The 26,370-nt window shown below is 55.2% G+C and carries 21 protein-coding genes and 1 tRNA gene; 10 read left to right on the top strand and 12 right to left on the bottom strand.

Features of this window, described 5'->3' with window-relative positions; translation table 11 throughout:
- Nucleotides 1-6: 6 nt before the first annotated feature.
- The gene (locus tag ACODTO_RS00490; protein ID WP_258632369.1) at nt 7-1,548 is read left to right on the top strand and encodes a conjugal transfer protein TraG N-terminal domain-containing protein; all 1,542 of its coding nucleotides are present in this window, start codon (nt 7-9) and stop codon (nt 1,546-1,548) included.
- On the opposite strand, the gene ACODTO_RS00485 is transcribed toward ACODTO_RS00490, so the two are convergent.
- Nucleotides 1,537-1,935, bottom strand: a complete 399-nt coding sequence (locus tag ACODTO_RS00485) for a DUF3742 family protein (RefSeq protein WP_258632367.1) — start codon at nt 1,933-1,935, stop codon at nt 1,537-1,539. The two genes, ACODTO_RS00490 and ACODTO_RS00485, sit on opposite strands and share 12 nt — an antisense overlap.
- 449 nt (nt 1,936-2,384) lie before the next feature.
- On the opposite strand from ACODTO_RS00485, the gene ACODTO_RS00480 reads away from it, so the two are divergent.
- A complete protein-coding gene (locus ACODTO_RS00480) occupies nt 2,385-2,714 on the top strand; it encodes a hypothetical protein (protein WP_258632365.1) in 330 nt (109 codons plus the stop codon).
- 130 nt (nt 2,715-2,844) lie between these two features.
- The gene (locus ACODTO_RS00475) at nt 2,845-3,807 is read left to right on the top strand and encodes an ArdC family protein (protein ID WP_258632364.1); all 963 of its coding nucleotides are present in this window, start codon (nt 2,845-2,847) and stop codon (nt 3,805-3,807) included.
- A 134-nt stretch (nt 3,808-3,941) separates the two neighbouring features.
- On the opposite strand, the gene ACODTO_RS00470 is transcribed toward ACODTO_RS00475, so the two are convergent.
- Complete coding sequence (locus ACODTO_RS00470; protein ID WP_025214500.1) at nt 3,942-4,136, bottom strand: DUF7740 domain-containing protein; 195 nt, start codon at nt 4,134-4,136, stop codon at nt 3,942-3,944.
- 231 nt (nt 4,137-4,367) lie between these two features.
- Here ACODTO_RS00470 and mobH point away from each other — a divergent pair, with 231 nt between their 5' ends.
- Nucleotides 4,368-6,092 carry a MobH family relaxase gene (mobH, locus tag ACODTO_RS00465; RefSeq protein ID WP_258633556.1) on the top strand — a complete coding sequence of 575 codons (1,725 nt, stop codon included), beginning with the start codon at nt 4,368-4,370 and terminating at the stop codon, nt 6,090-6,092.
- A 331-nt stretch (nt 6,093-6,423) separates the two neighbouring features.
- Here the strand turns inward: mobH and ACODTO_RS00460 are convergent, their stop codons facing one another.
- Nucleotides 6,424-7,734 carry an FRG domain-containing protein gene (locus ACODTO_RS00460; protein WP_258632362.1) on the bottom strand — a complete coding sequence of 437 codons (1,311 nt, stop codon included), beginning with the start codon at nt 7,732-7,734 and terminating at the stop codon, nt 6,424-6,426.
- 828 nt (nt 7,735-8,562) lie between these two features.
- Here ACODTO_RS00460 and ACODTO_RS00455 point away from each other — a divergent pair.
- The 4 genes from ACODTO_RS00455 (at nt 8,563) to ACODTO_RS00440 (ending at nt 12,963) form a co-directional block, all read left to right on the top strand.
- Entirely contained in the window at nt 8,563-9,723 is a 1,161-nt protein-coding gene (locus ACODTO_RS00455; RefSeq protein ID WP_214509120.1) for a dsDNA nuclease domain-containing protein, read from the top strand.
- A complete protein-coding gene (locus ACODTO_RS00450) occupies nt 9,720-10,205 on the top strand; it encodes a hypothetical protein (protein ID WP_214509119.1) in 486 nt (161 codons plus the stop codon). Before ACODTO_RS00455 ends, ACODTO_RS00450 begins: the two co-directional genes overlap by 4 nt.
- On the top strand, nt 10,195-11,985 hold the full coding sequence (locus ACODTO_RS00445) for a coiled-coil domain-containing protein (protein ID WP_214509118.1): 1,791 nt from the start codon (nt 10,195-10,197) through the stop codon (nt 11,983-11,985). Before ACODTO_RS00450 ends, ACODTO_RS00445 begins: the two co-directional genes overlap by 11 nt.
- Nucleotides 11,986-12,075: 90 nt before the next feature.
- Complete coding sequence (locus tag ACODTO_RS00440; RefSeq protein WP_258632359.1) at nt 12,076-12,963, top strand: abortive infection family protein; 888 nt, start codon at nt 12,076-12,078, stop codon at nt 12,961-12,963.
- A 231-nt stretch (nt 12,964-13,194) separates the two neighbouring features.
- Here ACODTO_RS00440 and ACODTO_RS00435 read toward each other — a convergent pair whose 3' ends face one another.
- The 6 genes from ACODTO_RS00435 to ACODTO_RS00410 all read right to left on the bottom strand — a co-directional run bounded on the left by ACODTO_RS00435 (nt 13,195) and on the right by ACODTO_RS00410 (nt 19,016).
- Nucleotides 13,195-15,033: a tyrosine-type recombinase/integrase gene (locus tag ACODTO_RS00435; protein WP_258632357.1), complete on the bottom strand. Its 1,839-nt coding sequence runs from the start codon at nt 15,031-15,033 to the stop codon at nt 13,195-13,197.
- 222 nt (nt 15,034-15,255) lie between these two features.
- Nucleotides 15,256-15,331: transfer RNA gene (locus tag ACODTO_RS00430), tRNA-Gly, on the bottom strand.
- 63 nt (nt 15,332-15,394) lie between these two features.
- Nucleotides 15,395-15,955: a CDP-diacylglycerol--glycerol-3-phosphate 3-phosphatidyltransferase gene (gene pgsA / locus ACODTO_RS00425; protein WP_041022591.1), complete on the bottom strand. Its 561-nt coding sequence runs from the start codon at nt 15,953-15,955 to the stop codon at nt 15,395-15,397.
- A 32-nt stretch (nt 15,956-15,987) separates the two neighbouring features.
- The gene (gene uvrC, locus ACODTO_RS00420; protein ID WP_489105832.1) at nt 15,988-17,811 is read right to left on the bottom strand and encodes an excinuclease ABC subunit UvrC; all 1,824 of its coding nucleotides are present in this window, start codon (nt 17,809-17,811) and stop codon (nt 15,988-15,990) included.
- A gap of 2 nt (nt 17,812-17,813) precedes the next feature.
- A complete protein-coding gene (gene gacA / locus ACODTO_RS00415) occupies nt 17,814-18,455 on the bottom strand; it encodes a response regulator transcription factor GacA (RefSeq protein ID WP_024781217.1) in 642 nt (213 codons plus the stop codon).
- A 126-nt stretch (nt 18,456-18,581) separates the two neighbouring features.
- On the bottom strand, nt 18,582-19,016 hold the full coding sequence (locus ACODTO_RS00410; protein ID WP_489105831.1) for a GNAT family N-acetyltransferase: 435 nt from the start codon (nt 19,014-19,016) through the stop codon (nt 18,582-18,584).
- 645 nt (nt 19,017-19,661) lie between these two features.
- On the opposite strand from ACODTO_RS00410, the gene ACODTO_RS00405 reads away from it, so the two are divergent.
- Nucleotides 19,662-20,732 (top strand): 3-deoxy-7-phosphoheptulonate synthase, encoded by a 1,071-nt coding sequence (locus ACODTO_RS00405; protein WP_489105830.1) that lies wholly within the window; start codon nt 19,662-19,664, stop codon nt 20,730-20,732.
- Here ACODTO_RS00405 and ACODTO_RS00400 read toward each other — a convergent pair.
- The gene (locus ACODTO_RS00400) at nt 20,711-21,814 is read right to left on the bottom strand and encodes a hypothetical protein (protein WP_489105829.1); all 1,104 of its coding nucleotides are present in this window, start codon (nt 21,812-21,814) and stop codon (nt 20,711-20,713) included. The two genes, ACODTO_RS00405 and ACODTO_RS00400, sit on opposite strands and share 22 nt — an antisense overlap.
- A 327-nt stretch (nt 21,815-22,141) precedes the next feature.
- Here ACODTO_RS00400 and ACODTO_RS00395 point away from each other — a divergent pair, with 327 nt between their 5' ends.
- Nucleotides 22,142-23,020, top strand: a complete 879-nt coding sequence (locus ACODTO_RS00395) for an esterase/lipase family protein (protein ID WP_489105828.1) — start codon at nt 22,142-22,144, stop codon at nt 23,018-23,020.
- 18 nt (nt 23,021-23,038) lie between these two features.
- Here the strand turns inward: ACODTO_RS00395 and ACODTO_RS00390 are convergent, their stop codons facing one another.
- Both ACODTO_RS00390 and ACODTO_RS00385 read right to left on the bottom strand, forming a co-directional pair.
- Entirely contained in the window at nt 23,039-23,707 is a 669-nt protein-coding gene (locus tag ACODTO_RS00390) for a GNAT family N-acetyltransferase (protein WP_489105827.1), read from the bottom strand.
- Complete coding sequence (locus ACODTO_RS00385; RefSeq protein ID WP_489105826.1) at nt 23,704-26,262, bottom strand: pyridoxal-phosphate dependent enzyme; 2,559 nt, start codon at nt 26,260-26,262, stop codon at nt 23,704-23,706. Before ACODTO_RS00385 ends, ACODTO_RS00390 begins: the two co-directional genes overlap by 4 nt.
- Nucleotides 26,263-26,370: the final 108 nt, after the last annotated feature.

The raw sequence follows: 26,370 nt of genomic DNA, 5'->3' as shown, positions 1-26,370 counted from the left end.
ACCACCATGCTCATGAGCACCAACAGCTACTTGGAGTTTTACCTCTCCCTGCTGGCATGGATCATCAACAACGGTATCTGGAACGTCATGTCCGATACTGGACTATTCGCTGCGCCCTTCGGCGCGATCATCTTGCAAGAGTGGTTGTCGGCCCGTCAGCAAGGCGCTGATGAAGGCAACAAAGGATTGCTCTCGGTACCTCGAATCGAGAACCGGCTTTGGCTGGCCTACATTGTCGTATTGTTCGGCTGCGCGCCGGTCTTTCCGCTAAACCTCGCTTCAATGGCGTTCGACGATGCAGCGAGCCAACGCTGCGGTGTCAGCGTGGCCAAGCCAGCGGAAACCGCCTGGGGTACCACTTTCAACACCATCGGAGAGCGCTCTGCCAACGTGCCAATCTGGTGGTTTCTGGTGCACGCCTTGAGTAAAGGAGTGACTGCAGCGGCCACCGCCTCCATTCCCTGCGCACCGGACATCCGACAGATGCGCATGGAGATCGACAGTTCTCGCATTGATAACCAAGTGTTGCTACAGGAAGTCGCCGATTTTACTCGCGACTGCTACGGCTATTCCCGCTCTCGGCTGTTCACCAATCGTCCGCAGCTGGACAAGGCACAAAGTCATGATGCGTCCTGGATCGGCTCAAGCTATTTTCTAGACACTCCGGGCTACTACGACACTGATCGCTCACGGACACCGCGAGTCAGTTGGCCCTATGAGGAAACCCGAGATACTTCCTTGCCACGGTTGGAGAATGGCGCGGGCTACCCCACTTGCAGACAGTGGTGGAGTGACAACGGTGTCGGGTTGCGCGAGCGCTTGATCGAGCAAGTCGATCCTTCGCTGCTGACTCAGCTAAAAGGTTGGTTGACTGGCCGTTCGAGTAACGAGATTGAGGATGCCACCCTGCGCGAACTGGTCAGCCCGCGCCAACAATCGATGTCCATGTCGCCCGGACAGGTGTATCAGGACTACGGCTCCAGTGCTCGCGGTGGGTCGATCAATCAGGGGCTCAATAATCTGGCGACCAACACTGGGCTGGCCCTCGGCTCCTTCAGCAACTTCCCGGCGATGAACGCGCTACGCGCCGCTCTGCCGATGGTGCAGGCTTTCCTGATCATGGGTGTCATCATCAGCTTGCCGCTAATCCTACTCGTGAGTACCTATCAGCTAAAGACCGTCATGACGGTGACGTTCGCGCTGTTCACGCTGCATATGCTGACGTTCTGGTGGGAGTTGGCCCGTTGGGTTGACTCCAGCATGCTCGACACTTTGTACAACCAAGTGTCGATTTCCAATCAGGTGCTATTGTCGCTGCCGACATCCGGATTTATGGATGGAACGGTCACGGCGCAGGTGATTGAGTATGTGATGGGGGCAATGTTCATCGTACTGCCTATGCTGTTCCTTGGAGCTATGAGCTGGACAGGATATGCAATAGGAAACGGGATTCAAGGCATGTTGGCGAACGGCAGCAAAGCAGCAAGTGATTCAGCAAGCAAAGGTACGGATCAAATAGTGGGGGCGGCTAGCCGCTCAATTAGATGATTTGCTGTCGCCGATGTAATGCCCGTTGTCGTCGAAGTCACCGATGTAGAGGTCGGCACCAAGGTAGTCTGGCCCGGGTGCCGCCTCTTTAATATCCGCATCAATGGTAGTCTTGGACACCAGAAGTCCAATCACAGCGATCATCGTCACCACAGAAGCGACCAACCAGAAACCGATAAAGAGCAACCCAAGGAGCAATGCCAGCTTCGTAACCAGAAAGCCCCCACGAACCAATAGCCCACCTGCAGGTATGCCTGTCGCCACCGCACGTTTAACTACGCGGGACTCAAACCCTTTTAACTTGCGATAACCACGTTTTGCGCACATACCGCATGCATATGCCCAGCGGTGTGTGCGGGAGATTTGAAGTGGCTGCTGAGCCGGCATGATTGCGCCCTCCTCTGAGCGTGTTTCTGTGGTAATCGAGACTACAGACTACTACTGAAAACCGCCCTTGCTTAACCGTTTATCAGCTTGCTCGGTCGAAAAACTCTTCACTGGAAGACAGAAGACGCAGCTTGTGCATCCGCGCCTGTATGGCCGTTGACCCATCCACATCATCCAGCTACATAGAGGGTACGGATCGCTGTTATCAACAGCACCTTCCCAGGTAGCCAGAGCCTTCAAAGCTACGTCACTCCGGTGATGGTTCGCCCCAAGTGCGATTAGCGTTCGGTGGCTCGCACGGTCACGCTTCACGGTGATGAACGCCTACTGCTCCCCAAGCGTCTTTCGAGCTCGGCTCGTCCTAACCCATCTTGTTTTTCTTCAACCACCGCGGGGAAATTCTTTCCCCTATGGGGCAGGTTTCTTCGCGCTATAAACGGAGGCACACCATGTCCGACTCACTCACAAGCGAAGCACTGAACACTCTGCGCTTGCCCGTTGTGTTCACTCCAGACGCGTGGCAACACGCAGTATTGCTCGATGGTTCAAGTCATCCTGAAAAGCTGCAGCTCGATAGGCTGAGCAACATCGTACGCGCAGCCTTCAAAGCTCACCTGGCCGATCCAACCGCACCCTACGTGGCGTTTGAGGTCGTCAAGTTCGTCTCAGCGAGCAATGCAGAACATGAACCATTGCTGCGACTGAGCCTCAGCCTGCTTCAGGCATCAGACCAGCCTAACGCCTTACTGATAGCGCTTGCGGAAGAGCCGCAACGCTAAACGCAAACGGCCATACCCGGCCACTGATCCAACTCAGGCTATACGCAGTCCTGCACCAATCCAATCAATACCCACCGGGGAACCCTCCCCGACGGGCAAGGCGTTCCTCCGGTTTTTCGAGGGAAATGCCATGCGCAATATCTACCAAGACGTGACAGACAAGATCGTTACCGCGTTAGACCAAGGCGTAGCGCCCTGGATCAAACCCTGGTCCTCAAATGGCTCAACTGCCGTCGCTCATCATCAGCCCTATCCCATCAACGCCATCACGCAGCGTCCCTATTCGGGCATCAATTTACCGTTGCTCTGGGCCGAGGCCCGATTGCAGGGGTTCACTCAAGATCGTTGGCTAACCTTCAACCAAGCCAAAAAAGCCGGCGGGCACATCCGGAAGGGTGAGCACAGCACCCTGGCAGTGCTCTACAAACCGATGGAACGCGAGGAACAGACCGAATCAGGCCAACCCGTACTCGATGAAAACGGTCAACCCAAGGTTGCTCATTTCGGGATTCTCAGGACGCATTTTCTGTTCAACATCGAGCAAACGGAGGGGCTCGAAACGCTCAACGAAACGGTGCTCGATACGGAATCGAGCGATCCCTTCTTCCCCAACAGTACTGCCGAAAGCCTGTTGCTAAGTTCGGGCGCGAATATCATTCATCGATTTGCCGACGAAGCCTTTTACCACCCGATCAGGGATCTCATCCAACTGCCGACAAAATCGCAATTCAACGATCAAGGTGGATACTACGCCACTGCACTTCACGAGCTGACGCACTGGACCGGACACCGCTCTCGATTGCAGCGCGAAGGCGTGACCTCTCCGTGTCCATTTGGCTCGCCAGGCTATGCATTTGAAGAATTGATCGCCGAAATGGGCGCCGCTTTTTTATGTGCCTACGCCGGTATACGGGGAGAGCTTCGGCACGAGGGCTATATCGACTCCTGGCTCGGCCTGCTCAAGTCTGACAACCGCGCGATTTTCCGCGCCAGTGGCCAGGCCCGATGCGCCTCGGAGTATGTGCTCGACCTGGAGCAGCAACAGAAGCAGACGGTAATGGATAATTCGCGATGCATGAACGATGGAGCTTGATCGTTACCTCACTGCTGCAATCGCTTCACAGGGTCCAACACGAGTTGGACCCTTTTTCTGTGCCCAGAAAAATCCCCACACTGCGGAGCTCTGACGCAAAGAACATGAGGTAATCCCGTAACCGCAGTACACCGTTACGTATCCAGATTCTCAGCCAGGTAATCCACCAGCTCGAGTGGACTTCGGCTGTCGATCACCTTGTAGATCAGATCACGCTTGCTGCGCGGAAGCTTCTTGACCACGCTTTTCGCCGAGGCCCTGACGGCTTCGTCTGTTCCATGGATACGTGCCGCGAGCAGCAGCACGAGCGTGGCGTCAGTGAGGTTCATGGCAAGACCCAATAAAATTCGCACCGCAGTGTACCGACACTTTCCTTTTTCGTACCAGCATGCGCATCCAACAAAACGGCACCAGGACAAATCGATATTCCAATTGCCGCACAAAGGGAACCGCGTCAAAAGGACCGGTAAGGGTTGGAAGGGAATGGGGAGTCAAGGGTAAGAGCCCTATCCGAAAAGGCTAAAAGGCAACTGACTTTGCCAGTTCCCGGGAGGACCATGATGCTCAGTCTGTTTCGGCAAAAAAGGCAAAAGCCTCCTCCGCCACCAACCGTAAACGTCGCCGATGGGTACCTGCCCATCGAATCGTCCCAGAGCTTGTTAGCAGCCGAGCATCGCCGCCAGTTGCTCGATCGCATCTGGCAGTACACCGCCCTCTCCCATCAGCAGTTCAGGCAGCTCTATTTAAATCCGATCCATCGCTACGCCGAGCTGGTCCAGCAGCTTCCAGCCAGCGAGACGCACCACCATGCTTATCTTGGCGGCATGCTCGACCATGGGTTGGAGCTGGTCGCTTGTAGTTTGAAGTTGCGTCAGTCGTATCTGCTTCCCACCGGCGCCGCACCCGAAGATCAAGCCGCCCAGACCGATGCCTGGTCCGCAGGCATCGCCTATGGTGCACTGCTGCATGACATCGGCAAGATCGCAGTGGACCTGCTGGTCGAACGCCAAGACGGCCATCTTTGGCATCCTTGGCAGGGAGCCCTGGATCAGCCCTACCGTTTTCGTTACATCAAGGGCCGTGACTACCACCTGCACGGTGCCGCCGCAGGCTTGCTCTACACCCAAATTCTCGACCGTCCAATCCTCGATTGGCTCAGTGGATTTCCGTCACTGTGGGCCAATCTGCTTTATGTCCTGGCGGGCCAGTACGAACGTGCCGGCGTGCTCGGTGAGTTGGTGATGCAGGCCGACCGCGTTTCCACCACACAGAACATCGGTGGTAACCCGAGCAAGGTGCTGCAAGCACCGATTCATTCGCTGCAACATCACTTGATCAGCGGACTGCGTCATCTGGTTCAGCACGAACTGAAACTCAACCAGCCAGGTGCCGCGGGATGGCTGACCCAGGACGCGCTCTGGCTCGTCAGCAAGACGGTCACGGACAAGCTGCGAGCCTATCTGCTGTCGCAATCGATTGAAGGCATTCCCTCGTCCAATCTCGCGGTGTTTGACGAGCTGCAGTCACATGGATTGGTTGAGTCCACGCCGGAAGGTAAAGCCATCTGGACCGCGCTTGTGACACAGGGAACCTGGCAGCAGAGTTTCACTTTTCTGCGCCTTCAACCGGCGTTGATTTGGGGGAACAAAGACCGGCCCGAGGCTTTCAGCGGAACAGTGAGCATTGCAGCCCATGACCACTCAACTGACACCCAGATACCAACACCTGCGCCCGAGACAGTCAGTGCAGGATCAGCTCAAAGCCAACCGCAGCCGGATCTCATGGCGCTCGAGGAGGCCGATTACCTCGGCACGCTGCTGGACATGTTCGAGTTGGAAGAGCCTGAGGCCGGTGACGCACCGTCAGAAAATGCTGGCGAGACTTCAACGCTTCAATTGGATAACCCAGGCCAGGAATTCCTGAAGTGGGTCAAGGAAGGCATCCTGAGTCACAAGCTGATCATCAATGACAGCAAGGCCAAAATCCATACGGTGAGCGGTACTGTATTTCTGGTCACGCCCGGCCTTTTTCAGCGCTACGTTCAGGAGTTTCCGGGCATCTCACTAGGGGCCGATTCCGCAGGTGAGGAATGGCGATGGGTGCAGAAGCAGTTCGAGAAGCTGAAGATTCACCGGAAGCGAGACAACGGTCTGAATATCTGGACATGCCAAGTGCAAGGCCCTAGGAAGAAAACAACCTTGAAGGGCTACTTGATTGAGGATCCGAAGCTATTTTTTGAATTGACGCCACTTGATAATCCTTTTCTTAGAATCGAAAAAAATTAAATTTCAACGGCCCCCTTGGTGGGAATCGAAATGCAGAGATGACTCTGAAGTTTACATTCGCTGCTTTACCGCTTCATTATCCATCCTGAGGCGCTGTCCTTCTGTTCGTCAACGGCACCCCTGGGTCGAAAAAATTCCTTCGCGACAGGCACCAATCAGTCAGAAATAGACGATCAGATCTCAAAGGCTGACAACGTCCCATGAGCTCCACCGCAATTGGATTAGCAGGGCTAGACCTCCCCCAAATCACTAGTTTGCGATGGTATCGTGCAAGTAACGGATCGAGGCAGATCCAGCATTCAATATTTAGCATGGATTGACAGAAGATATACTACGGCAACAGATCAGCTTCCCGAAACGCAAATTTTTGTGCGATGTACTTAGCTGAGTTTTCAATATAGGGGAACACAGTACTCTCGTTGATGTTCAGTTGATCTAGCTCCTGAAGCACCTTCTGTTTGTTCGTCACGGCGATGCGATTGACCGTAATGTCAGGTGTCCCGCCCTCGTCCAGAATAGCCTCATCTCCGAAAAGCAAGAATGCACCGGACTGAAACGCGATGCGGCTATTGGTGTGCTTACCTTTAACGCATATAACGGATCGCAGATGACGGGGTTCCAGCCGTCCTTCAAAGAAAGGCTTCTCTTCTTTAATAAAATGCAACAATTGTTTGATTGGTTTCTGCTTGTTAAACTTACGGATATCATTAGTGCTAAAATCTATGGTGTCCTTCGAGCCCTTCGAAACTCGAGTTAGGTTCGCAATACAGCTGGCAGTATCTGAATCAAAATACTTGATCTGATCTCGATCCATGGAGAACACGATGACTTCCCCATCTTGGTCAAGGTGGCTCTTACAGGCAAAATATAAACCGATCAACGGGTTGGACGTGATGTCGAGCAGTCTGGACGGCAGAGAGTAATGCTGCATCCGGACGAGACGATCAAGAGTGTAGATATCACCACCGAAGTCCACAGAGTTGGAAACTAGTAGCTCCCTATACATCCGGTCTTCCGCATCTCGGTAAATAAAATTTCCACGCTCGTCTTTTCGAAAAATCGAAGGCTCAAGCCGATATTTCTTACTATTAGAATGACCTCGATAGAACACCTCTCTTCCGCCATGGTTAAGACGGAAAACGTGTTCAATAAATGCACCAACGCTGTTTGCCTGGACTTCGGGGGACGACGCAGGCGGGAGGTCAGCTTTGACGACCTTTGAGCTTTCTGCATGGGCTGGAGCGAGGTTTGCCCGCCTTAAGACCTCAAAGAGATCCTCGTCCTTGATAGCCCAGTGGGTACGATTGATCTCCCAGTCGCGAATATCCAGAGCAGGTTGCAGGGGTTTAATCAGCTCGAAATCTATGGGGGCTATGCTCTCATCGAACACCGGCTCGACATAAAGCGATCGCCCACCGTTGCGCAATTTTACCTTCAGTCGGCCAACACGCATGGCCTCTTGGGTACCTTCATAGGCGAACAGGCATGGTAATTCCATCAGGGCCTTTAACTGCGGTTCCTTTAGCTCCTGAAAGCTCGCAGCAATGTCATCGCTTGTGTACTCGAGGAAGCGGCTTCTATCGTATTCGTAGCCGGGGTAATCCCAGGCGCCGTCTAAAGAAGTAACAAGGAAATTGAACATACGGCTGGAAATCCTGAAGGGATCAGCGACGCATTCTATCAGATCTGAATCGCCTCTGATTTTCCACGTACGGTCCGCTATGGTCGGAGCAGCAGATGAACAATCGTTTTTTCGCGGATGTCTTTGATCAATAGGGTAGCGATCTGCAGTTTTGACACTGCGTGTTGGTTTTCGCTGACCGGCATTCTGCTTTGACGGTATCTGTTAAAGCATATTTCTGGGTCGTCGAGGTAGGTCAATGAACTCCGTAAGACGGGGTCAAAATCGCACAGCGCCAACAGAACAAGATCAGGTGCAGCAGAGATTTCCATCGCAACACCCTGCAATCGCTGTATCGCAAGGCTCAAGAGCAAGGAAACTCCACGCATAACTGAGCATTTGAGAATGCCTCGGCAAGCCGAGAGCTATCTGTTTGCGCCTGAGCTTCGCCCAGACAACGAGGAAAATCCTTCAAATCTGACTTGCATTATAAGTGGCCTCCCGCCACCATCAGGGAATCCAAAAAGGAATCCTCTCACGGGCGAGAGACGGCAATGGAAGGTGGCATGGACAGCATCACCCAAAATGATAAAGCATCGTGCCCGCCACCCGCGCGCAACCAATTCAAACGCTCTGCGACATGTTGCGTAGCACGTGAGCATGCGTCCCAAAGAGAAGCTGGCAACGGGCATAAATTCCATCTACCACCAAATAGATGTATCCACGTTATCGCCAACGTATCGCTCAACGGCTCGACAGTACCCGACGCAAAGATTTTTTCTGCATTACATCTAGAAGCTCAGCGTGCTCTAGGGCGCTCATATTTCAGCATATGCAAAGATAATCCAAATGAAACTTCATGAAGTCAGCCCTAGGGAACAAAGCGGACGAGATACGATCGACCGCTTCCGAGCACAGTTCAAAGCCGCCAGCTTAGAAAGCTTGGCTCTATTAGAAAATGGGGAAATAGATAGAGTGTACTGCGACGTACACGAAGACTATGTCGTCAAGCACATAGTCAACTCAAAATCCAAGTATCGGTTTGTTCAAGTAAAAACTAAAAGCAAGCTCAATCATCAATACACCATAATGGAAATTTTCGGCCTGAAGAAAAAGCCGAAAAATAGCCCGGTTCATGACTTGGCAGGCAGCTTCGCAGGAAAACTGCTACTTCACGTTGAAGAATTTGGCGAAGCTTGCAGCTCAATTGAAATCTGTACAAACGTAAACTTCGACGATGAGGTCGAGCAGATTTGCCAAGAAGTTAAAGGCAATGTAAGCCCAACCAAAAATACCGCAAGCCTGATCGACGAGACTAAGAAACTGATACCTTCTCTCGCCACCAAAAGTGACGGCGATGTGATGGCTTTCCTGTCACACTTAGCATTGGCACCTCGAAAGCAAATCCTCAATGAAGAAGAGGATGTTTTCGTTTCCCAGGCATCGAACCAGATATTCAAGTACAGCGAGATCAATCTTAACCCACTTGAGGTTAAGAAAATAATTATCCAGCTACTGTCTTTGATTGAGGACAGATCTGCCGTCCCGCTTTCCAGCGGTATCACCGAAAAAGAACTGGATGCAAAAGCGAGTGTAAATCTAAATGACATCCTAGACATTCTCTGCATCTCCAGATCCGCCTATCATGTTCTCAAGACAGGAGGTGATGATAAAGCCATAAAATCGGTTTCTATCCTACAGCGAATGCTCAAACGCTCAGGCTTCTCAGACGGCACAGTGGACACATTTGCGGGTTTCAAATGTAACTGGGAAGCTTGGTACCGGACCAATAGGCATGCGCTGTTGGAGTTTCGCTTGGCCGTAGCAAAGAACAAAATTATACAAGTGGCGAGAAAGATTGCCATCGGTCAGATCGACATGAACTTGATCACCGAAGAAATTTCAAACTTGGCATTCCAAATCAGCAAAGACCTTGAGCGATCAGACATCACCGAAGAGCTGGCTTTCGGCGCAGTGCTATCCGAATTGGTGAAAGGAGAGGCCCAATGAATTTCCGCGAGGCCGTCTCGACCGCCAGGGCTGAATCGATAGCGTTGTTGACCGAAAGCACCCCCCGGGGACGTCAGGATGTACTGGGGAATGAGAGTCTATTCCATACCCCGCTGATTGCGCTTACCATCATTCTACTCGCGCGTTCCAGAGCCAAGCCCAAGCAAGACGAGATCGGAATGTTAGTAGGCGCTTGCTTTGAAAAAAGCCTTGCAGGTTTCAAGGGATCGAGCCAAGAACTGGGCTGGTCTGCAAACCTGAGAATCCGCACCGTGAAGGCTTTTACATTTTTGGAAAATACGGGTTTTATCATCATCGACAAGAGCACTTCCCGGATTGAAGCAACGGATTCCGGGAAAAAACTTATCGATAATATCCTAAAAGATGAAAGCAGGCTCTGTATTGCATTACTGATGATAAAGCGCGCCTACCGCAACATCTGTAAAGAACGAGCAGTTGAGGTTAAGTTAAATGAAATTTGAATCGCTTGAAATCATTCAGAACAACCCAGATGGTTGGCGCTCAGGCGAGCTAGAGTTCGGCAATGTAATTACTCAATTATACGCAAAAAATGGTAGTGGCAAGACCCCTTTGATCCAAGCGATGATGTTCTGCCTTGGACTGCATGTTCAATTCAGAGACGATATCGTCCGAAACTGCAAAATGGCGCGATTGAAACTGTTCATCAACGGAAAACGATTCACCCTAGATCGAATGATGGGAGATTCTTTCGATTTAACGGTGAGAGTTGACGATAAGACCGAGGATCGTTTTTACAATGAAGATGTTTTTTCAAAATTCATGCTGAAATCACTCAATCTCCGAAGTGACAGGCTTGTAACAAACGGCAACACCCCAACCGCCCCCTATTTTTCCGCGCTGCTGCCTCTCTTTTATCTGGATCAGGATCAAGGCTATTCCGAATATTATGCCCCTCCTCGCCCAGGCTTCATAAAAAATCAATTTTCGGAGATGGTCAGGCTAGCGGCTAATTTTCCTCCGCAGAACTCTTACGATAAAAAGAAAAAAGCGATTGAGGTAAAAAAAGACCTAGCCTATTTGGATACCACTATCGTTGATAGCCGAAAACTGATGGAGCGCATTGCTCAGGAGCTTCCAGCACCGGTTCGAAAGATCGAAGATATTGATAGACTCATTGCTGAATTAAAATCACGCCTCGAAGACCTTAAAAAATCCAAAGACATAAAAAGCGATTCACTTTCTAGCCTAGATCATGTTATTGGCAACCTAAGAAGAAGGCATCGCGAACTGCAATCGGAAGAGGCTGCACTCGACTCAAAAATTTCCAGTGCAACACAAATACGTGAAGAGATACAGAGCGAGATTGAGACACTCAATCTGAATGAAGAAGCCAAGCGAGCCTTTATTTCGTTCTCTGACATATGCACCTCGCCATCGTGTGGAATATTCATGGTGAGCGCAGACTCGTACGGAAAAAGCTTGCTTTACCTAAAAGACCAGATTAAGGATCTCGAAATATCCACTGCCTCGAATATACAGAAGTCAGAAGCGATATCCACCGAGAAAAAATTTATTGAGTCGCAAATCGCTCAACTAGCGCAGCAAAGAGGTTTGGCAGAAAGGGAAGCTGGCATTGAAGTTTTCATTGAAGCTATCAGCAGAATTGCGTCAGACATTTTTGAACTCGGCTTAGAAAAAAACAAGCTAGAAAAATCCGAACAGCAGAAAAACATTCACCTTGATTTATTAAGAAGAAGAGATATCGCTCTTACGCTTGAGGATTCGCTACAGACGTCACGTGAGCAATCCCCAGACATTCTTCAGTTCAGGATCGAGCTGGGACAAAAAATGGCAGAGTGGCTCGACGTCCTCAACTCCAAGAACATTTCGAGGGACATCCGAATCGATTCGGACCTCAAACCCATATTGGGCACTGAAAAGCTTGGAATCATCAAAGGCAGCTCAAAAGCTCGAACAGTGCTGGCGTTCCACGCTGCGCTATTTGAACTGTGCACTAACGACCCACTCTCTCCCTTCAGAGTGCTGGTGTTCGACACACCTCGCCAGCAGGAAATTCACTGGGAGGATTTAGATGCCTACATTAGGGCACTAAAAGCTGTTGCCCTACGTAACAATGCCCAGGTCATTTTCTCAACCACCAGCTATCAGTATGAGATCGATACCAAAACAGACAAGGAATGGTTGCCAACATTTGCTGGCGCCGAGCAGCCCATGTATCTCGGCAAGGTTGGTCAGCCTCCCATCAATGGAGCACCTTAACGTAAGCGTGATGCCGCTGAATGAAGGCTTACAGAATTGGAATGGTGATCTACATTCTAGAAAATCTGAAAGAACGGATGAGTTCAGAAAATGAGTGAAGATGGATTTGCAGAGCTGGCCGCTCGATCAGCAAGGGTAAAAAATGAGAACCTACAGTTACTGCATGGGTTAAGAGCTTTCGAGCAAAAGCTTTTAGATTTAGTCGAAGGTCTTGGCTGTGGTGGCAATAGTGAAACTATCGCTTTTGATGAGATTCTTGACCAAGAAGCTGTGCCAATTGGGCACACAGCTTGCTATCTCGCATTTACCGGTCGGGAGCTAAAGATTGGGTGGAAAGAGGTGCCTCGTCCCAGCGAATACGACTACTGGACTCTATGTTCGTTGGAGGAAGCTGGCACTGATATGCAGAGACGCGTCAGTGATCCAAAAGTATTGAATTCGCTGGTAGCTGATTTGCTCCAGAGCCTCGACAGGGATTTTTTGAAAACTGCTTCTGTGGTTCAGTCCCTTGCTCAATTCGTGACTGTGGAGAAAGCTGAGATTGATGCAGAGCTCGACAATCTGTTCAGTAATAATTCTACGTTGCTGAATTCGTGGTTGAAAGCACGGAGACTGGTGCTACCAGATCCTGACCAATCGATTTCTCTCAGCTGCACGCATATCGAAACCGTGCTCAAAGGTTGCCTAAAAATACTTGGGGAGGAAGGTTACGATAGCTATCCAGTTGAGAAATTGATGAAGCGATTGCTAGGTGTTCTTCGTGACTCCTCCACCATTGGCCCAGCCGCTTCGGAAATGCTTCAAGGTGTAGGCACGATGTTTCACGGAATCGGTACCCTACGCAATGAAACTTCACACGGAAAGGATGAGGGCTATGTAGCACATCCTCCTGAACTGGCGCAGACGGTGAACCACCTTGCCGGTGTCGCCTCGGTCTTTGTGATGAAGCAGACCGACCTTATTCGGAAGGCCAAATGACTTGGCTGTCGTCTGTTTGGTCGAATATCAATTGCCCTAAATTTTCTAGAATCCGTCAAAGATATTCCGATTTTTGCCAACAACGGAGAGGCAGAAATCAGCAAAAGCTGCCCCCCTCCCCCCCCCCGCAAAGCTATCCAACATAATCGCCGGCGAATTTTCACTAATAAACTCAGATTCAAGACCACACCCTAACGGCAGTGGGTTCGTAACGCGCAAGCTGCGCTGGTATTAGCTCGAACCCAGCGCACTGCAAACGATTCGTGCAGTCACGTCGAAATTCTCCGGTGTGAGCACATCGATTGGCGAACGATCCTTCAGTCGTTCATGAGGCTCACAGACAGCCCGATAAAGCCTCCACGCATCGACATCTGGAAATTGCGCTAACGCCGCTAGCACCAACTTGTGCCGCAGTGGATCAAGCTGCCAATCGGGAATGCGCTGACCGCGATTCCCCAGACTCAGGGACAGCAGGCGCCGAGCCTTGATATCGCGATTGATCTGATCTCGGGATTTGCCTGCCAGTTTGGCGAAGATAAGCAGTGGCAAATTACTCGCAGCTTCATAGATGGCTAGCATCTCGGCGCGCTGGCGTTGTATGTCGGATACTCGGGGTTCGCGCAGCTGTTCAGTCTGCATTGGAACAGGTAGGACAGGTGAATACTGAGCCGCGTTGACCGGTTCGTTGCTGACGGACGTTTTGGAGGCTGGGACCGTCGTCTCTGGGAAGCCACTGCTGTACAGAACGGCGTTTGCATTCGCGCTTTCCAACGAAGGTAACGAAGCTGCGCCCTCTAAACGAATGGTCAGCGGAGAACTTGCCGCTTTCAGTTGGCCCTGCCCCCAAAGGTCCAGACGATTCGCCCAGTCCTGCATCATGGTCCGGCGCTGTTCAACGTACTCCGCGTGGTTGTAAGCCGCACTCACCTTATCTGGATCAGCATGAGAAAGCTGAGCATCCACCCACACCTTCGGGTATCCGATCTCGTTCAGCGCCGTCGAAATCGTCGCCCTCATGCCATGACCGGTGAGTTGATCGGCATACCCCATCCGACGTAACGCGCCATTCAGCGTGTTCTCGCTGATGCGCTTGCTCAGGTCGCTTCGATGCGCAAACAAGTAGCGTTGCGCAGGGACCACCTGGTCCAGCAAGTGACGCACGATCTCCAGCGCCTGGACCGATAGCGGGACAATGTACGGCGGTACATTTTGGGTCTGCTTACCTGGCTTCCGCATCGCTAACTGGAGCTGCTTCACCACCTCCGCCGGTATGACCCACAAACGCTTCGCCAGATCGAACTGGTCGGGCGTCGCCAGCCGCAGCTCGCCCGTGCGGACACCGGTCAGCAGCAACAACCGAAGGCCAAGCCGAGTTTGGTTGGCGCCACCGTATTTTCGAAGAGCAGCCATCAATGCCGGCAGCTCGTCCATGCGGAGAAACGGATTGTGCGTAACCGGAGGTTTGGGTAGTGCAACTACATCAAGGTCTGAAGCTGGGTTGTGTTCCAGCCCCTCGATCTTCACCAGCGCATAGCGGAACAATTGGTTGAACCAGGTCCGGCATTTTTCGGCAGTCGTTAAGGCCTTGCGCTGTTCGATCCTGCTCAGCAAATCCAATAGATCGTGACGATTGATATCGTAGATGGAGCATCCGCCCAGCGTGGGCAGGACGTCCTTATTGAAGATTCTCAAGATCTGCGAGAGCGTGCTCTGGCGCCCTTCCTTCAGGCTTAGCCTGCGGAACTCTACCCACTGATTGAACACGGCCTCGAAGGTGTGCTCCTTCGCAGCATGAACAGCAAGTCGCTGTTGTTTACGATGCTCATAGGGATTGATGCCCTGGGCAACCAAGGCGCGCGCCTCGTCACGTCGAGTACGTGCATCTTTGAGGGAGATTTGCGGGTAACAACCCAAGGACATGCGCTTCTGCTTGCCCGCCCAGTAGTAGCGGAAGAGCCAGACTTTTCCACCTCTGGCCGTCACGTTGAGCGTGAGACCATCACTGTCACCGAGGGTGTAGTCGTTACCAGTGATTCGGGCATGCCGAACTGTCATTTCTGAGAGTGCCATCGCGAGCTCCTGAACAGAGTCAGGGCCAGATGCTCGTCTCGCTACACAATCTGTTCCAGCATAAAACCGATTCAGTACTCGTCAGAATCCTGGACTCAATTCTGGACTTAAACGCACCGGATAGTGCTGGATTTCAGTGGTTCCCGCTGGAACGAAAAAAGGGCCTAAAGGCCCTGATTTCAATCACTTACAGAATTCAGTGGAACTCTGTAGCGCAATATTTGGAGCGGGAAACGAGACTCGAACTCGCGACCCCGACCTTGGCAAGGTCGTGCTCTACCAACTGAGCTATTCCCGCGTCTTGGTGTGGCGCATTCTATAGATTCAGATTACGTCGTCAACCCTTTGATTCAAAAAAGTTTTATTTCTTCTCTACATCCGTCCGCAGATGCGGCCAGGCGGCGCGCAGGTACTGGACCATCGACCACAGCGTCAGGCCGGCGGAAATCAGCAACAGTGCGTAGCCCAACAGCACCCAGAAGCTGAAGTCCGAGGGGTTGGCCAGCAGGATGACCAGGGCGAGCATCTGCGCGGCGGTTTTCCATTTGCCGAGGTTCGACACGGCGACCTGGGCGCGAGCGCCCAGCTCGGCCATCCACTCACGGAGTGCCGAGACGACGATCTCACGACCGATGATCACTGCCGCCGGCAAGGTCAGCCAGAGGTTGCCATGTTCCTGCACCAGCAGCACCAGGGCCACGGCGACCATCAGCTTGTCGGCCACCGGATCGAGGAACGCGCCAAAGGGTGTGCTCTGCTCCAGACGGCGGGCCAGGTAACCGTCCAGCCAGTCCGTCGCGGCGGCGATGGCAAAGACCGAAGCCGAGGCCACGTAGCTCCAGTGGTACGGCAAATAGAACAGCAGTATGAAGATCGGAATGAGCAGGACGCGTAGAACGGTAAGCAGATTTGGGATATTCATCGGCACAACTGGCTGCGAGGTTGACGGGCATTCTACTCGCTATGCAGGTTTGCATAAATCGACTCTGCGAGCTTTTTACTGATACCAGGGGCTTTGGCGATCTCTTCGATGCTGGCACGAGACAGCTCCTGCAATCCACCGAAATGTTTCAACAGGTCCCGTCGCCGTGTCGGGCCTACCCCTGCCACACCTTCCAGGGTAGAGGTGCGGCGAGTCTTGCCACGGCGGGCACGGTGGCCAGTGATGGCGAAGCGGTGGGCTTCGTCACGGATCTGCTGGATCAGGTGCAACGCCGGGGAATCCCCTTTCAGGGTGAATTCATGGGCCGCATCGTTCAGGTACAGGGTCTCGAAACCGGCCTTGCGCGTGGCGCCCTTGGCCACGCCCAGCAGGATCAGGTCGGGAACCATCAGCTCATTGAGCACGTCGCGCGCCATGGACAGTTGGCCTTTACCGCCGTCCACCAGCAGGATGTCCGGGAGCTTGCCCTCCCCGTCCTTCAACTTGCCGAAGCGTCGCATCAGTGCCTGGTGCATCGCCGCATAGTCATCGCCGGCGGTCACGCCTTCGATGTTATAGCGGCGGTAATCGGACTTGATCGGGCCTTCCGGGCCGAACACCACGCAGGACGCCACAGTGGCTTCGCCGCTGGAATGGCTGATGTCGTAGCACTCCAGCCGCTGCGGTGGCTCGTCCAGATTGAGGACATCGGCCAAGGCATCGAATCGCGCCGCGACGTGCTGGCGGTTAGCCAAACGCGCACCTAGGGCCTGCTCGGCGTTGGTGACCGCCAGTTGTTGCCAGCGCGCGCGGGTGCCACGCACGCGGTGGCTGATGGTCAGCTCGCGACCGCGAAGCGTATGGATGGCTTCAATCAGGGTCGGGAAATCCTCATGAACCACGTTGACGATCAATTCGCTCGGCAGGTCGCGCTCCGGACTGCTGACGTAGTACTGGCCGAGAAACGCCGTCATGACCTCGGCCACGTCTTCCTCGATACCCACCTGGGGGAAGAAGTTCTTGCTGCCGAGCACGCGGCCGCCCCGCACGCTGATCAGATGCACGCAGGCGCCGCCCGGGTTGATGAAGGCGGCGATCACGTCGACGTCGCCGCTGCCGCCTTCCATGCTCTGCTGGTCCTGCACACGGCGCAGCAGACCGATCTGATCCCGCAACTCGGCGGCCTTTTCAAATTCGAGGTTGATCGCCGCCTCTTCCATCGCGCTCGACAACTCATCGGTCAGCGCATTGCTGCGACCTTCCAGGAACATCACCGAGTGGCGTACGTCCTCGGCATAGACTTCGGGCTCGACGAACCCCACGCAAGGCGCCTTGCAGCGTTTGATCTGGTATTGCAGGCAGGGTCGGGTGCGGTTCTTGTAATAGCTGTCTTCGCACTGGCGCACGAAGAAGGTCTTCTGCAGCAGGCTCAGGCTTTCACGGATCGCACCGGCGCTGGGGTAAGGACCGAAATAGCGGCCCTTGGCCTTTTTCGCGCCACGGTGGATGCTCAGGCGCGGGAACGCCCCGTCGGACAGGAACACGTAGGGGTAGGATTTGTCGTCGCGCAGCAGGATGTTGTACGGCGGCCGCCATTCCTTGATCAGCGTCTGTTCAAGCAGCAGCGCTTCGGTTTCGTTGGCGGTGATGGTGGTTTCGATCTGCGCGATGCGCCCCACCAGCGCGGCGGTCTTGGGGGCCAGGCCGGTCTTGCGAAAGTAGCTGGCTAGACGCTTCTTGAGATTCTTGGCCTTGCCTACGTACAGCAGGCGCGCATCCCCGTCGAACATGCGGTACACGCCGGGGCGGCCACTGCATGTGGACAGGAAAGCACTGGGATCAAACAGTTCGGTCATTATCAGGCGCTGGCATCGACCATGCCGTGACGCACTGCCAGCAGCGTCAACTCGACATCACTGCTGATCGAAAGCTTCTCGAAGATACGGTAACGGTAGGTGTTGACGGTTTTCGGCGACAAACACAGTTTATCGGAGATGATCTGGACTTTCTGGCAACCGACAATCATCAGGGCAATCTGGATTTCCCGCTCCGATAACGCATCGAAAGGCGATTCATTGGTCGGCTGGAAGGATTTGATCGCCAACTGCTGGGCAATCTGCGGACTGATGTAGCGCTGCCCGGCGAACACCAGGCGGATGGCCTGGACCATCTCGTTCAAGCCGGCGCCCTTGGTGAGGTAACCCGCCGCTCCCGCCTGCAGCAACCGCGTCGGGAACGGGTCTTCCTCACAGACGGTGACCGCGACAACCTTGATGTCCGGGTGACTGCGCAGCAGTTTGCGCGTGGCCTCAAGACCGCCGATGCCAGGCATCTTCACGTCCATGAGTACCACGTCGGGTTTCAATTCACGTGCCTTGATCAGGGATTCTTCCCCGGATTCGGCCTGACCAACCACCTGCAGACCGTCGATGTCAGCCAGCATTCGTGTAATGCCCGTACGAACGAGATCATGGTCATCGACCACTAACACCCTAATCAAGCAGACACCTCACCATTTGGTCTTATATGGACTGCCTCACACCTTAGCAAAAAGCTTCCGACAGACCTAGCGCCAAGAGGCATTAAAAAGTTACAGCGAATCTTCCCGGATGCGCTATCCAAGGCCTCAGGCATCGGCGTCTCGCTGCATCCTCAGGAAACATTCATCCTCGCCCGCGGCGTATAACCCCATGCGCTCGTAGAGCTTCCTGGCCGGGTTGTCCTTGAACACCGTCAGACGCAACGCCGGCCGCCGCTCCGACGCGACCATGCCCCATGCCTGTCCGATCGCCCAGGTACCGGCGCCCTGCCCGCGGAACGCCTGATCGATCTGTAACTCCCGGATGTACAACGCCCGGGCATCCCGACTGAGGCTGACAAAACCCAGTACCTGCTCCCCGCCACAGATGACCCAGTTCTGACGAATGATCCACGCCAGGTCGAACGCCTCGTCCTGCCAGAGCAAATCATGGCGCAAGTAATACGGCAGCATATTGGTGCAGGTCAGCTGCCGGGCGAAATCGATATCTGCGGTCGTGGCCGCACGCCACTGGAAAACCATGGGCACCTCATCAAAGCAACGCTATCGATACAACTGCACGTGAAATGAGCAGCTCCAAGCGTAAAACCGGAGTTTGTCATAATGCCGGGCAGATTCAACGCCGCGAACAATTGCATCCGGGTGATAGAAACTTCTTATTGAACCGGTGCCCCAGCGTCGAGTAAGCTCAGGACCATTCATCGGAGACAGACCATGTTCAACGCCCTCTCACCGCTTCAACCCGTCAGCGCCCCGCGCTCGGTTGCGGCTGTCCGGGCGAATGTCGTTGCTGCTCTGACCAACTTTTATTTTGGGTATTGGTTTAGCCACTGGCGCGCCTGATACCCAACCGGCGCCCACTTTAAACGGGTCGCCTTCCAGAGTTCATAAACCCCCGGTCGGCCTCCCGACCGGGGGTTTTGTTTTTTCAGCCCTGCACGTTTGCAACACCAACAACTTTGAGGATCGAGCCATGAACTACGCCACTTATTACCGTTACGACTTTTACGCCTGGCGATTTACCAGCCTCCGCTCGGGACAGCCTGCCGCCTCCGATCGGTCACCTATCGGTGGCATGCAAACACTTGAGGCCAGTACGGCCAACTGTCGAACACCCCACTAGGGCCGGCGCGGGAAGAACCCGCTGCCCGCCCAGGAAGCCAGATCATGAATTCATCCGTCTCCGCTTTGCCGCTGTCCACGCTCACCCCTGCCAATGAAGCCCTGACCCTGCGTCTGCCCAGCTCGTTGCAGCTCAAGCACCAATTGCCGCTCAGCCACGCGATGAGCCAACAAGTCGACGCCCATCGCCAGGCCATCCGCGCAATCCTCGACGGTGAGGACGCTCGCCTGCTGGTCATCGTGGGTCCCTGCTCCCTCCACGATCCGAAATCCGCCCTCGAATATGCCGCCAACCTGGCTCGCCTGGCCCACGAAGTGAGTGACAGCATGCTGCTGGTGATGCGCGCCTATGTGGAAAAACCCCGCACGACCGTGGGTTGGAAAGGCCTGGCCTACGATCCCGACCTGGATGGCAGCGATGACATGGCCGCCGGCCTGGCCCTGTCCCGGGAACTGATGCGTGAAATGCTGCAGCTGGGCCTGCCCGTCGCCACCGAATTGTTGCAACCCATGGCCGCCAACTACTTCGACGACCTGCTCAGCTGGGTCGCCATCGGCGCGCGCACTACCGAATCGCAGATCCACCGGGAAATGGCCAGCGGCCTGGGCATGCCGGTCGGCTTCAAGAACGGCACCGACGGCGGCGTTGGGATCGCCTGCGACGCCATGCGCTCCGCCGCCCATCCCCACCGGCATTTCGGCGTCGACAGCCAAGGACACCCTGCAATCATCCAGACCCAAGGCAACCCCGACACTCACCTGGTGCTGCGGGGTGGACACCGCGGCCCGAACTACGACCGCCAGAGCGTCGCGCAGATACACAGCGACCTGAGCCGTCTGAAAATACCGGCCCGGATCATGGTGGATTGCAGTCACGCCAACAGCGGCAAGGATCCCTCGCGCCAGCCAGAGGTATTCAATGACGTGCTGGCGCAGCGGCTGCAAGGGAACCGCTCGTTGATCGGCATGATGATCGAGAGCCACCTGTTCGAAGGCTGCCAGCCCATCAGCCCGTCAATGCGCTACGGCGTATCGGTGACCGACGGGTGTCTGGGCTGGGCATCCACCGAGCAACTGCTGCGCCAGGCCCATCGTCAGTTGCTATCGGCCAACTGAGCTTCGTGCGCGCCCTCCTTCGGGAGGGCGCTCCTGGAGCGCACATGCACCTCGACCCCGGCGAAAGGCTGACTCACATCATCCAGGCGCTCGACCTGATAGCGAACGCGCACCGATCTGCCCCGCTGGCTCTGCCAGTAGTCTGCCGGGACTACGAAGATCATCGGCTGACCGACGTTGGCCGGGACGATTTCGCGCTCGCCGACATAGGCATAGCTGCCATCGCATTGCAGCCAGACCAACTCGCCAATCTCGAAGCCGGCGGTCTCGATGATCACGCTCACCCCTTTCTCCTGTTCGTCGACATCCAGCCCTCCTTCCTTCAGGCCCAGGATCCGGGGCGCCTTCAGCGGCGGGCGGACCAGGGGGCCGATATGCAGCGACAAGGACTCGGCACGGCGCACGGAATGCCCGCGCCTGACGACGTAGGAAAGGTCTAGGTGATGCCCCAGATGCGGGGCGATCAGCGCATGATCTATCCAGAACGAGACCTCGCGGCCAACGGCATGGGCTTCGATGTCCAGCACGTCACGCCAGAGTGCCTTGGAGTCCCTGCTGCCGATCAGGATCAGCCGGTCCCCGACAGCCATTCTTGAATAGGGCCGAATGGTCACGCAGGTGCCCTCGGGGACACGCTTCGGATCGAGACTGCCGCCCACCGCATCGGTGGCAATAGCCGGCAACAGTTGCGGCGCTACGTCACCGATCACCAGTTGCAGGGCCTCCGAATGCATGGGTGCCGGAAGTCGTTTACCGGTGACTTGATAAAAGATCTCCAGCGAGCCGCCGTCCAGCTCGGCAATGTGGGGTTCGCGCACGACGAACGTGACGTCCCGGTCGACTTGTCGCTCCGTGATCGACCTGCGTATTTCATGCCGGTACGGCTCGCCGTCCGAATTGAGCCCGTGCCAGAACAGCAGGACTTCATCGCCGCACGTCATCAACGGATAGGGTTTGAGGGTGATAGCGACCTTGCTCCAGGCCGGGTTGATCACCCCGCCTTTTGCCGCCGCCAGGATGGGGGCCCGGAATTTCGTCCGAGCGCTAAGCCGGGCTCGCCGGCCAAATGGGTCAGTGGTCATGTATGGATTCCAGTCCTTGGATGAGGACGCCATCTCCCTTTAACGGCGCCCGATAGAGCCATTAGAACCTGCTCCTCGCAAACCCGCAGTCAGACAAGGCGACAGCGCGGGTGGTCCCTTGCACTTGAGACTGTAGCTGCATGCAACAGGGTCTATCAGACGCATCCCGAAACCAAACACATCATTCGGCCACTTTTCTGATTCTTCCTGCCTTCTCTAGTCCGTTTTCGGTCGGCCATAGCGGTTTCTTCCTACACCTCGGCGCAGAAGCCTGCATTACAGTGGTGTCGCAAATTCAACATGAACCTCTTCGAAAAAGGTACGAACATGCAACGGAATGCAACCACTCAATTTCCTATCCTGTTGGTACATGGTTTGTTCGGGTTTGACAGGGTCGCTGGCTCCGAACTGTTCCAAGGCATCAAGCAGGCACTGCGCACCGCCGGCGCCCGGGTATTCATTCCCTACCTGTCGGCCACCTACACCAACGAGGCTCGCGGTGAAGAGTTACTGGCCCAGATTGATCGGGTCCTGAGCGGCACCGGGGCCACCCGGGTGAACCTGATCGGGCATGGCCAAGGTGCATTGGCGTCCCGTTACGCCGCTGCACTGGCACCCGGGAAGGTCGCCTCGGTGACATCGGTCAGCGGCCCCAACCACGGCTCGGAACTGGCCGACTTCCTGCGCAAGGCCCTCACGCCCGGGCGCCTGCCGGAGCATGTCGCCGGTAGAGTCGCCACGTTGTTCGTCGATTTCATTTCATTGCTGAGCGGCCAGGCACAGCTCCCCCACAACGCCATCGCCGCACTGGCGGCCCTGACCACCGAAGGCGTAGGCGCATTCAACGACAAATACCCGCAAGGCTTGCCCAGGAGCTGGGGAAGCAAGGGGCCGGAGCTGGTCAACGGCGTGCGCTACTACTCCTGGAGCGGCACGTTGCAGGACGCACCCGACAAAGCTCTCCGGGCGTCGGACCCCTTCCAGGTGTTCTGCCGGACCTTTTCCGAGTACTTCATCACCGAAGCCGGGCAGAACGACGGCCTGGTGGGCCGCTTCAGCTCGCACCTGGGCAAGGTCATCCGCTCCGACTATCCGATGGACCATATGGAAGCCATCGACCAGACGGCCGGGCGGATGCATAAGGGTACAGACCCGGTAGCGCTGTACGTACGACATGCAGAACGCTTGCGCAAGGCGGGCCTTTGAGCGGTCATGCGGGAAGGACTATGTCTCGCTGTTAAACGCTGCTAACTCCCGTGCCCGTTCTCGAAAATAGTGACGTTGTTCGTGATGGGCATATCGGACATGAAACTCTCCGGGTGCCGAGAGTCCATCAGGCTTCTCGAAATGACAGGTTTTGAACACGGGAAGATAGAGGTCGAGTGCGCGGTTGATCGAACGGTTACGGGTACGCGTCTGGATCACTTGACGAGACATGCCAAATGTCTCGAAGTGATGCGCGATGATCAAACCGATCAGGCAGGCGGCGATACCACCGCCTGCGTTTTTCGCCGCCGGCCGTCCATTGAGTGCAAGACGCAGTGCTTTGCGATAGGTGTGCAAGTGCCCGTAGTTTTCCAAATCGTCGTAGCGATTGATGTTGGTGTAACCGATCAAGACGTCATCCAGATAGAGTGAGTAGATGACGCTGGTCTGCTCGAGTAGAGTGGATGACGGCATGTTGCGAAGGAAGCGTTCACGGATCTGCCCCGCGTCGCCCAGGCGCGACGTATCCACACCCAAGGTCGACAAGTAGGAGGGCGGGCTCTCGGTCCAGTACTCGACAAAGGCATCCGCATCTTCCGGGCAGGCGGAACGAAGGCTTACCAAGCCCGCGCGCATCGGCAGGCTGGCATGGATCAGCGGGGAATCATCCCGAGGATTGACATTCATTCAAAAGTCTCCAGAAAGATATCTACCGACTGGACAATGCAGCTGACCAGTTCTTTCAGTTGATGGTCGGTTTCTTCGCCCATCGAGAAACGTAGAAATGGATCAGTCGACTCGGCTATCGCCGCAGCTGCAGAAACGCGTGTGACGCCGAAGCCGAAGCTCACCCCCTTGGTGATGGCCACGTCTGCCGCACGACAGCGAGTGATGATGATTTCGATCAGGCTTTCCAGGCAGTGGCGGTTGTTAAGACCAGGGGCACTGAAGGTGATAGCAACGACGCCGCCGCCATGGACCCATCGGCTATCCCGCCAATGGTCGGGGTAAGACACGCACAATCGGCTGCGCGGATGCTCGATTGCACGCAGGGCCGCAGTCAGGTACTCGGCATTGCGCGTGAGGCGTTGCATGCGCTGCAGTAATTGTTGGCGGTCGAACAGTGGAACACGTGCCACCTGACTCTGATAAAGCCCACTCCCCAGATTTCGTCGGTGACGGGCAAGCGCGGGCGCGTGCTGTTCGCTGCAGACAATAACGCCGAGCATTTGCAGGTCCAGGCCCAGTTGCAGATATTTACTGCCGCTTTCGTAGTAGAGCACCTGGGGATGGTTGGGATCGTCGAACAAGATGAACGGGTTGAAGCCGCCGGAGACCATCGTGCCGTCGATCACCAGCCACCTGTCCTGCCATTGGCGCGTTCGCAAAGCGCTGGCAAGGCCCTGGAAGTCGAAGCAAGGCAAATCACCGATATTGGCCATCGGGTCGACAAACACTACCTGGCTATCCGTGCGCTCCACGCAGTCGATCAACGCGTCGACACCCCAGTCCTGTGCCGTTGCGACGCAAACCTGAGGCAATGCCTCCAACTGCTCCAACGCCTCGAAGTAGAGGTACGGCACCCTGGCGACACGGGCGTTTGCGGGGTGTTTCGGGAACACCTCGCGCAACAGAAAACTTTCCAGTGTCGAGTAGGCGGCCTGTCCGCTTGACGTCAACAGGGCTGCCTGGGCCCCTCCATCAAATCCAATCGCGCGTACCAGATTCAGCTCCAGCTCGCGCAAGGCGATCGAGCCGTAGCGGTCATAGTTCACAGAGCTCGTTTGCAAGTCCGCAGGATCGAAAAACATGATCTCGGCACTCTGGTCGGTACTTGCACTGCACCAGCTCAGGGCCGAGCGGGCGAATCCGAACTGCTGGATCAACAATCGATAACGCTGCGCAACCTGTCGTCCATCCAGGCCCTGCTGACGACAACTATCGATCATTCGACGCGCGCTGTTCAACGCCTCGTCCATAAAACGTTCAATCGTGGCGTCCACTGACAACCGTTCCTGCCGGGCGAAGGACAAGTGTTGCGCCAGGGTCGCGTCCAGGCGATCCAATTCTCCCTCGATACGATCCACCAGTTGCAACCACATCACCCGCAACGTGGCTTCCCCTGCCATGGGCACTACGCTGGCCGAAGGCTTGTCGCTGGCCTGAGTCGCCGGATGCGGCGCGGCGTCCCGCAGTTCGATGCCAAGCGTAGTCGCTCTCAAACCGTTGATCTTACGCAGCCGAGGGTCCTCGATGACCGTGCTCATGGCCTTGCTCAACAGGGGAACGGAAATGTTGCCACCGCTGACCACGACCAGGATGTTCCCTTCCAGCGCAGCACCTTCTTCGAACAGCAAGGGCACCAGGCCAATTGCACCCGCCCCCTCAGCCAGAATGCTTTCCTGATGCAAGAGGGTCATCATGCCTGTCTTGATCTGCTCTTCCGACACGGTATGAAACCTGGGCTTGAGTTCCCGTATCAGTGGCCATAGCCAATTGTCTTGATCGTGCTCGATGGCAAGCCCATCAGCGAGCGTGGGCATGACACTCTTGAGCATCTGCCGCTCATCGAACCCTTGGTCCAATTGACGCCCGAACGCCGCCGGCAGCACACCATGCAGGCGAGCGTCGGGCCAGAGCCGGGCGGCCGCGCAGCCAAACCCGGTGAGCAACCCTCCTCCACCAAACGGCAGAACGATGTGATCAAAATGCTGGTCGTGTTGTTCGGCAATTTCCAGGGCCAGGGATCCCTGCCCAGCGACCACGGCCGGATGGTCGAACGGAGAGATGTAATGACCGCTGTTTTGCTCCGCTTCATGACGGGCTGCGATATACGCTTGCGCAACGTCACGACCCACCTGGACGATTCGAGCCCCCGCGGCACGCAGTCTGCGAATCTTTATTTCCGAAGCCGTCAGTGGCACGAAAATATTGGCTTTCAAGTCTAGCTCACGGGCCAGCGTCGCTATCGCCAAGCCATGATTACCCGCCGACGCCGTGTAGACAGCGGCGCCTGACGGCAGCCTGTGAAGCGCGTTGTAAGCACCGCGTAGTTTGAATGAGCCGGTACGCTGTGAACACTCCAGCTTCGCCCACACTGTTCGCGTATCCGAACTGAGCCAGGACAGTTCCACCAAAGGCGTTTTAACCAAGTTGCGAGTGAGCGCCGGATAATCTGACCGAATAGTCCGAAATAATGTATTAAGCGAGGCATGACCTGAACTTTTAAAGTCCGAAAACATGATAGGAAGTCTTCCTGAAATTCAAACAATGATGACAATCCGCCACACAATGCTTTTCTAATGGCAATTGGCTTAGTGTCGGATTTATCCCCGAACAATGATGCTTTC

The organism is Pseudomonas sp. FG13 (genome assembly GCF_057809755.1).
This window is presented reverse-complemented; position numbering and strand designations above follow the sequence as displayed.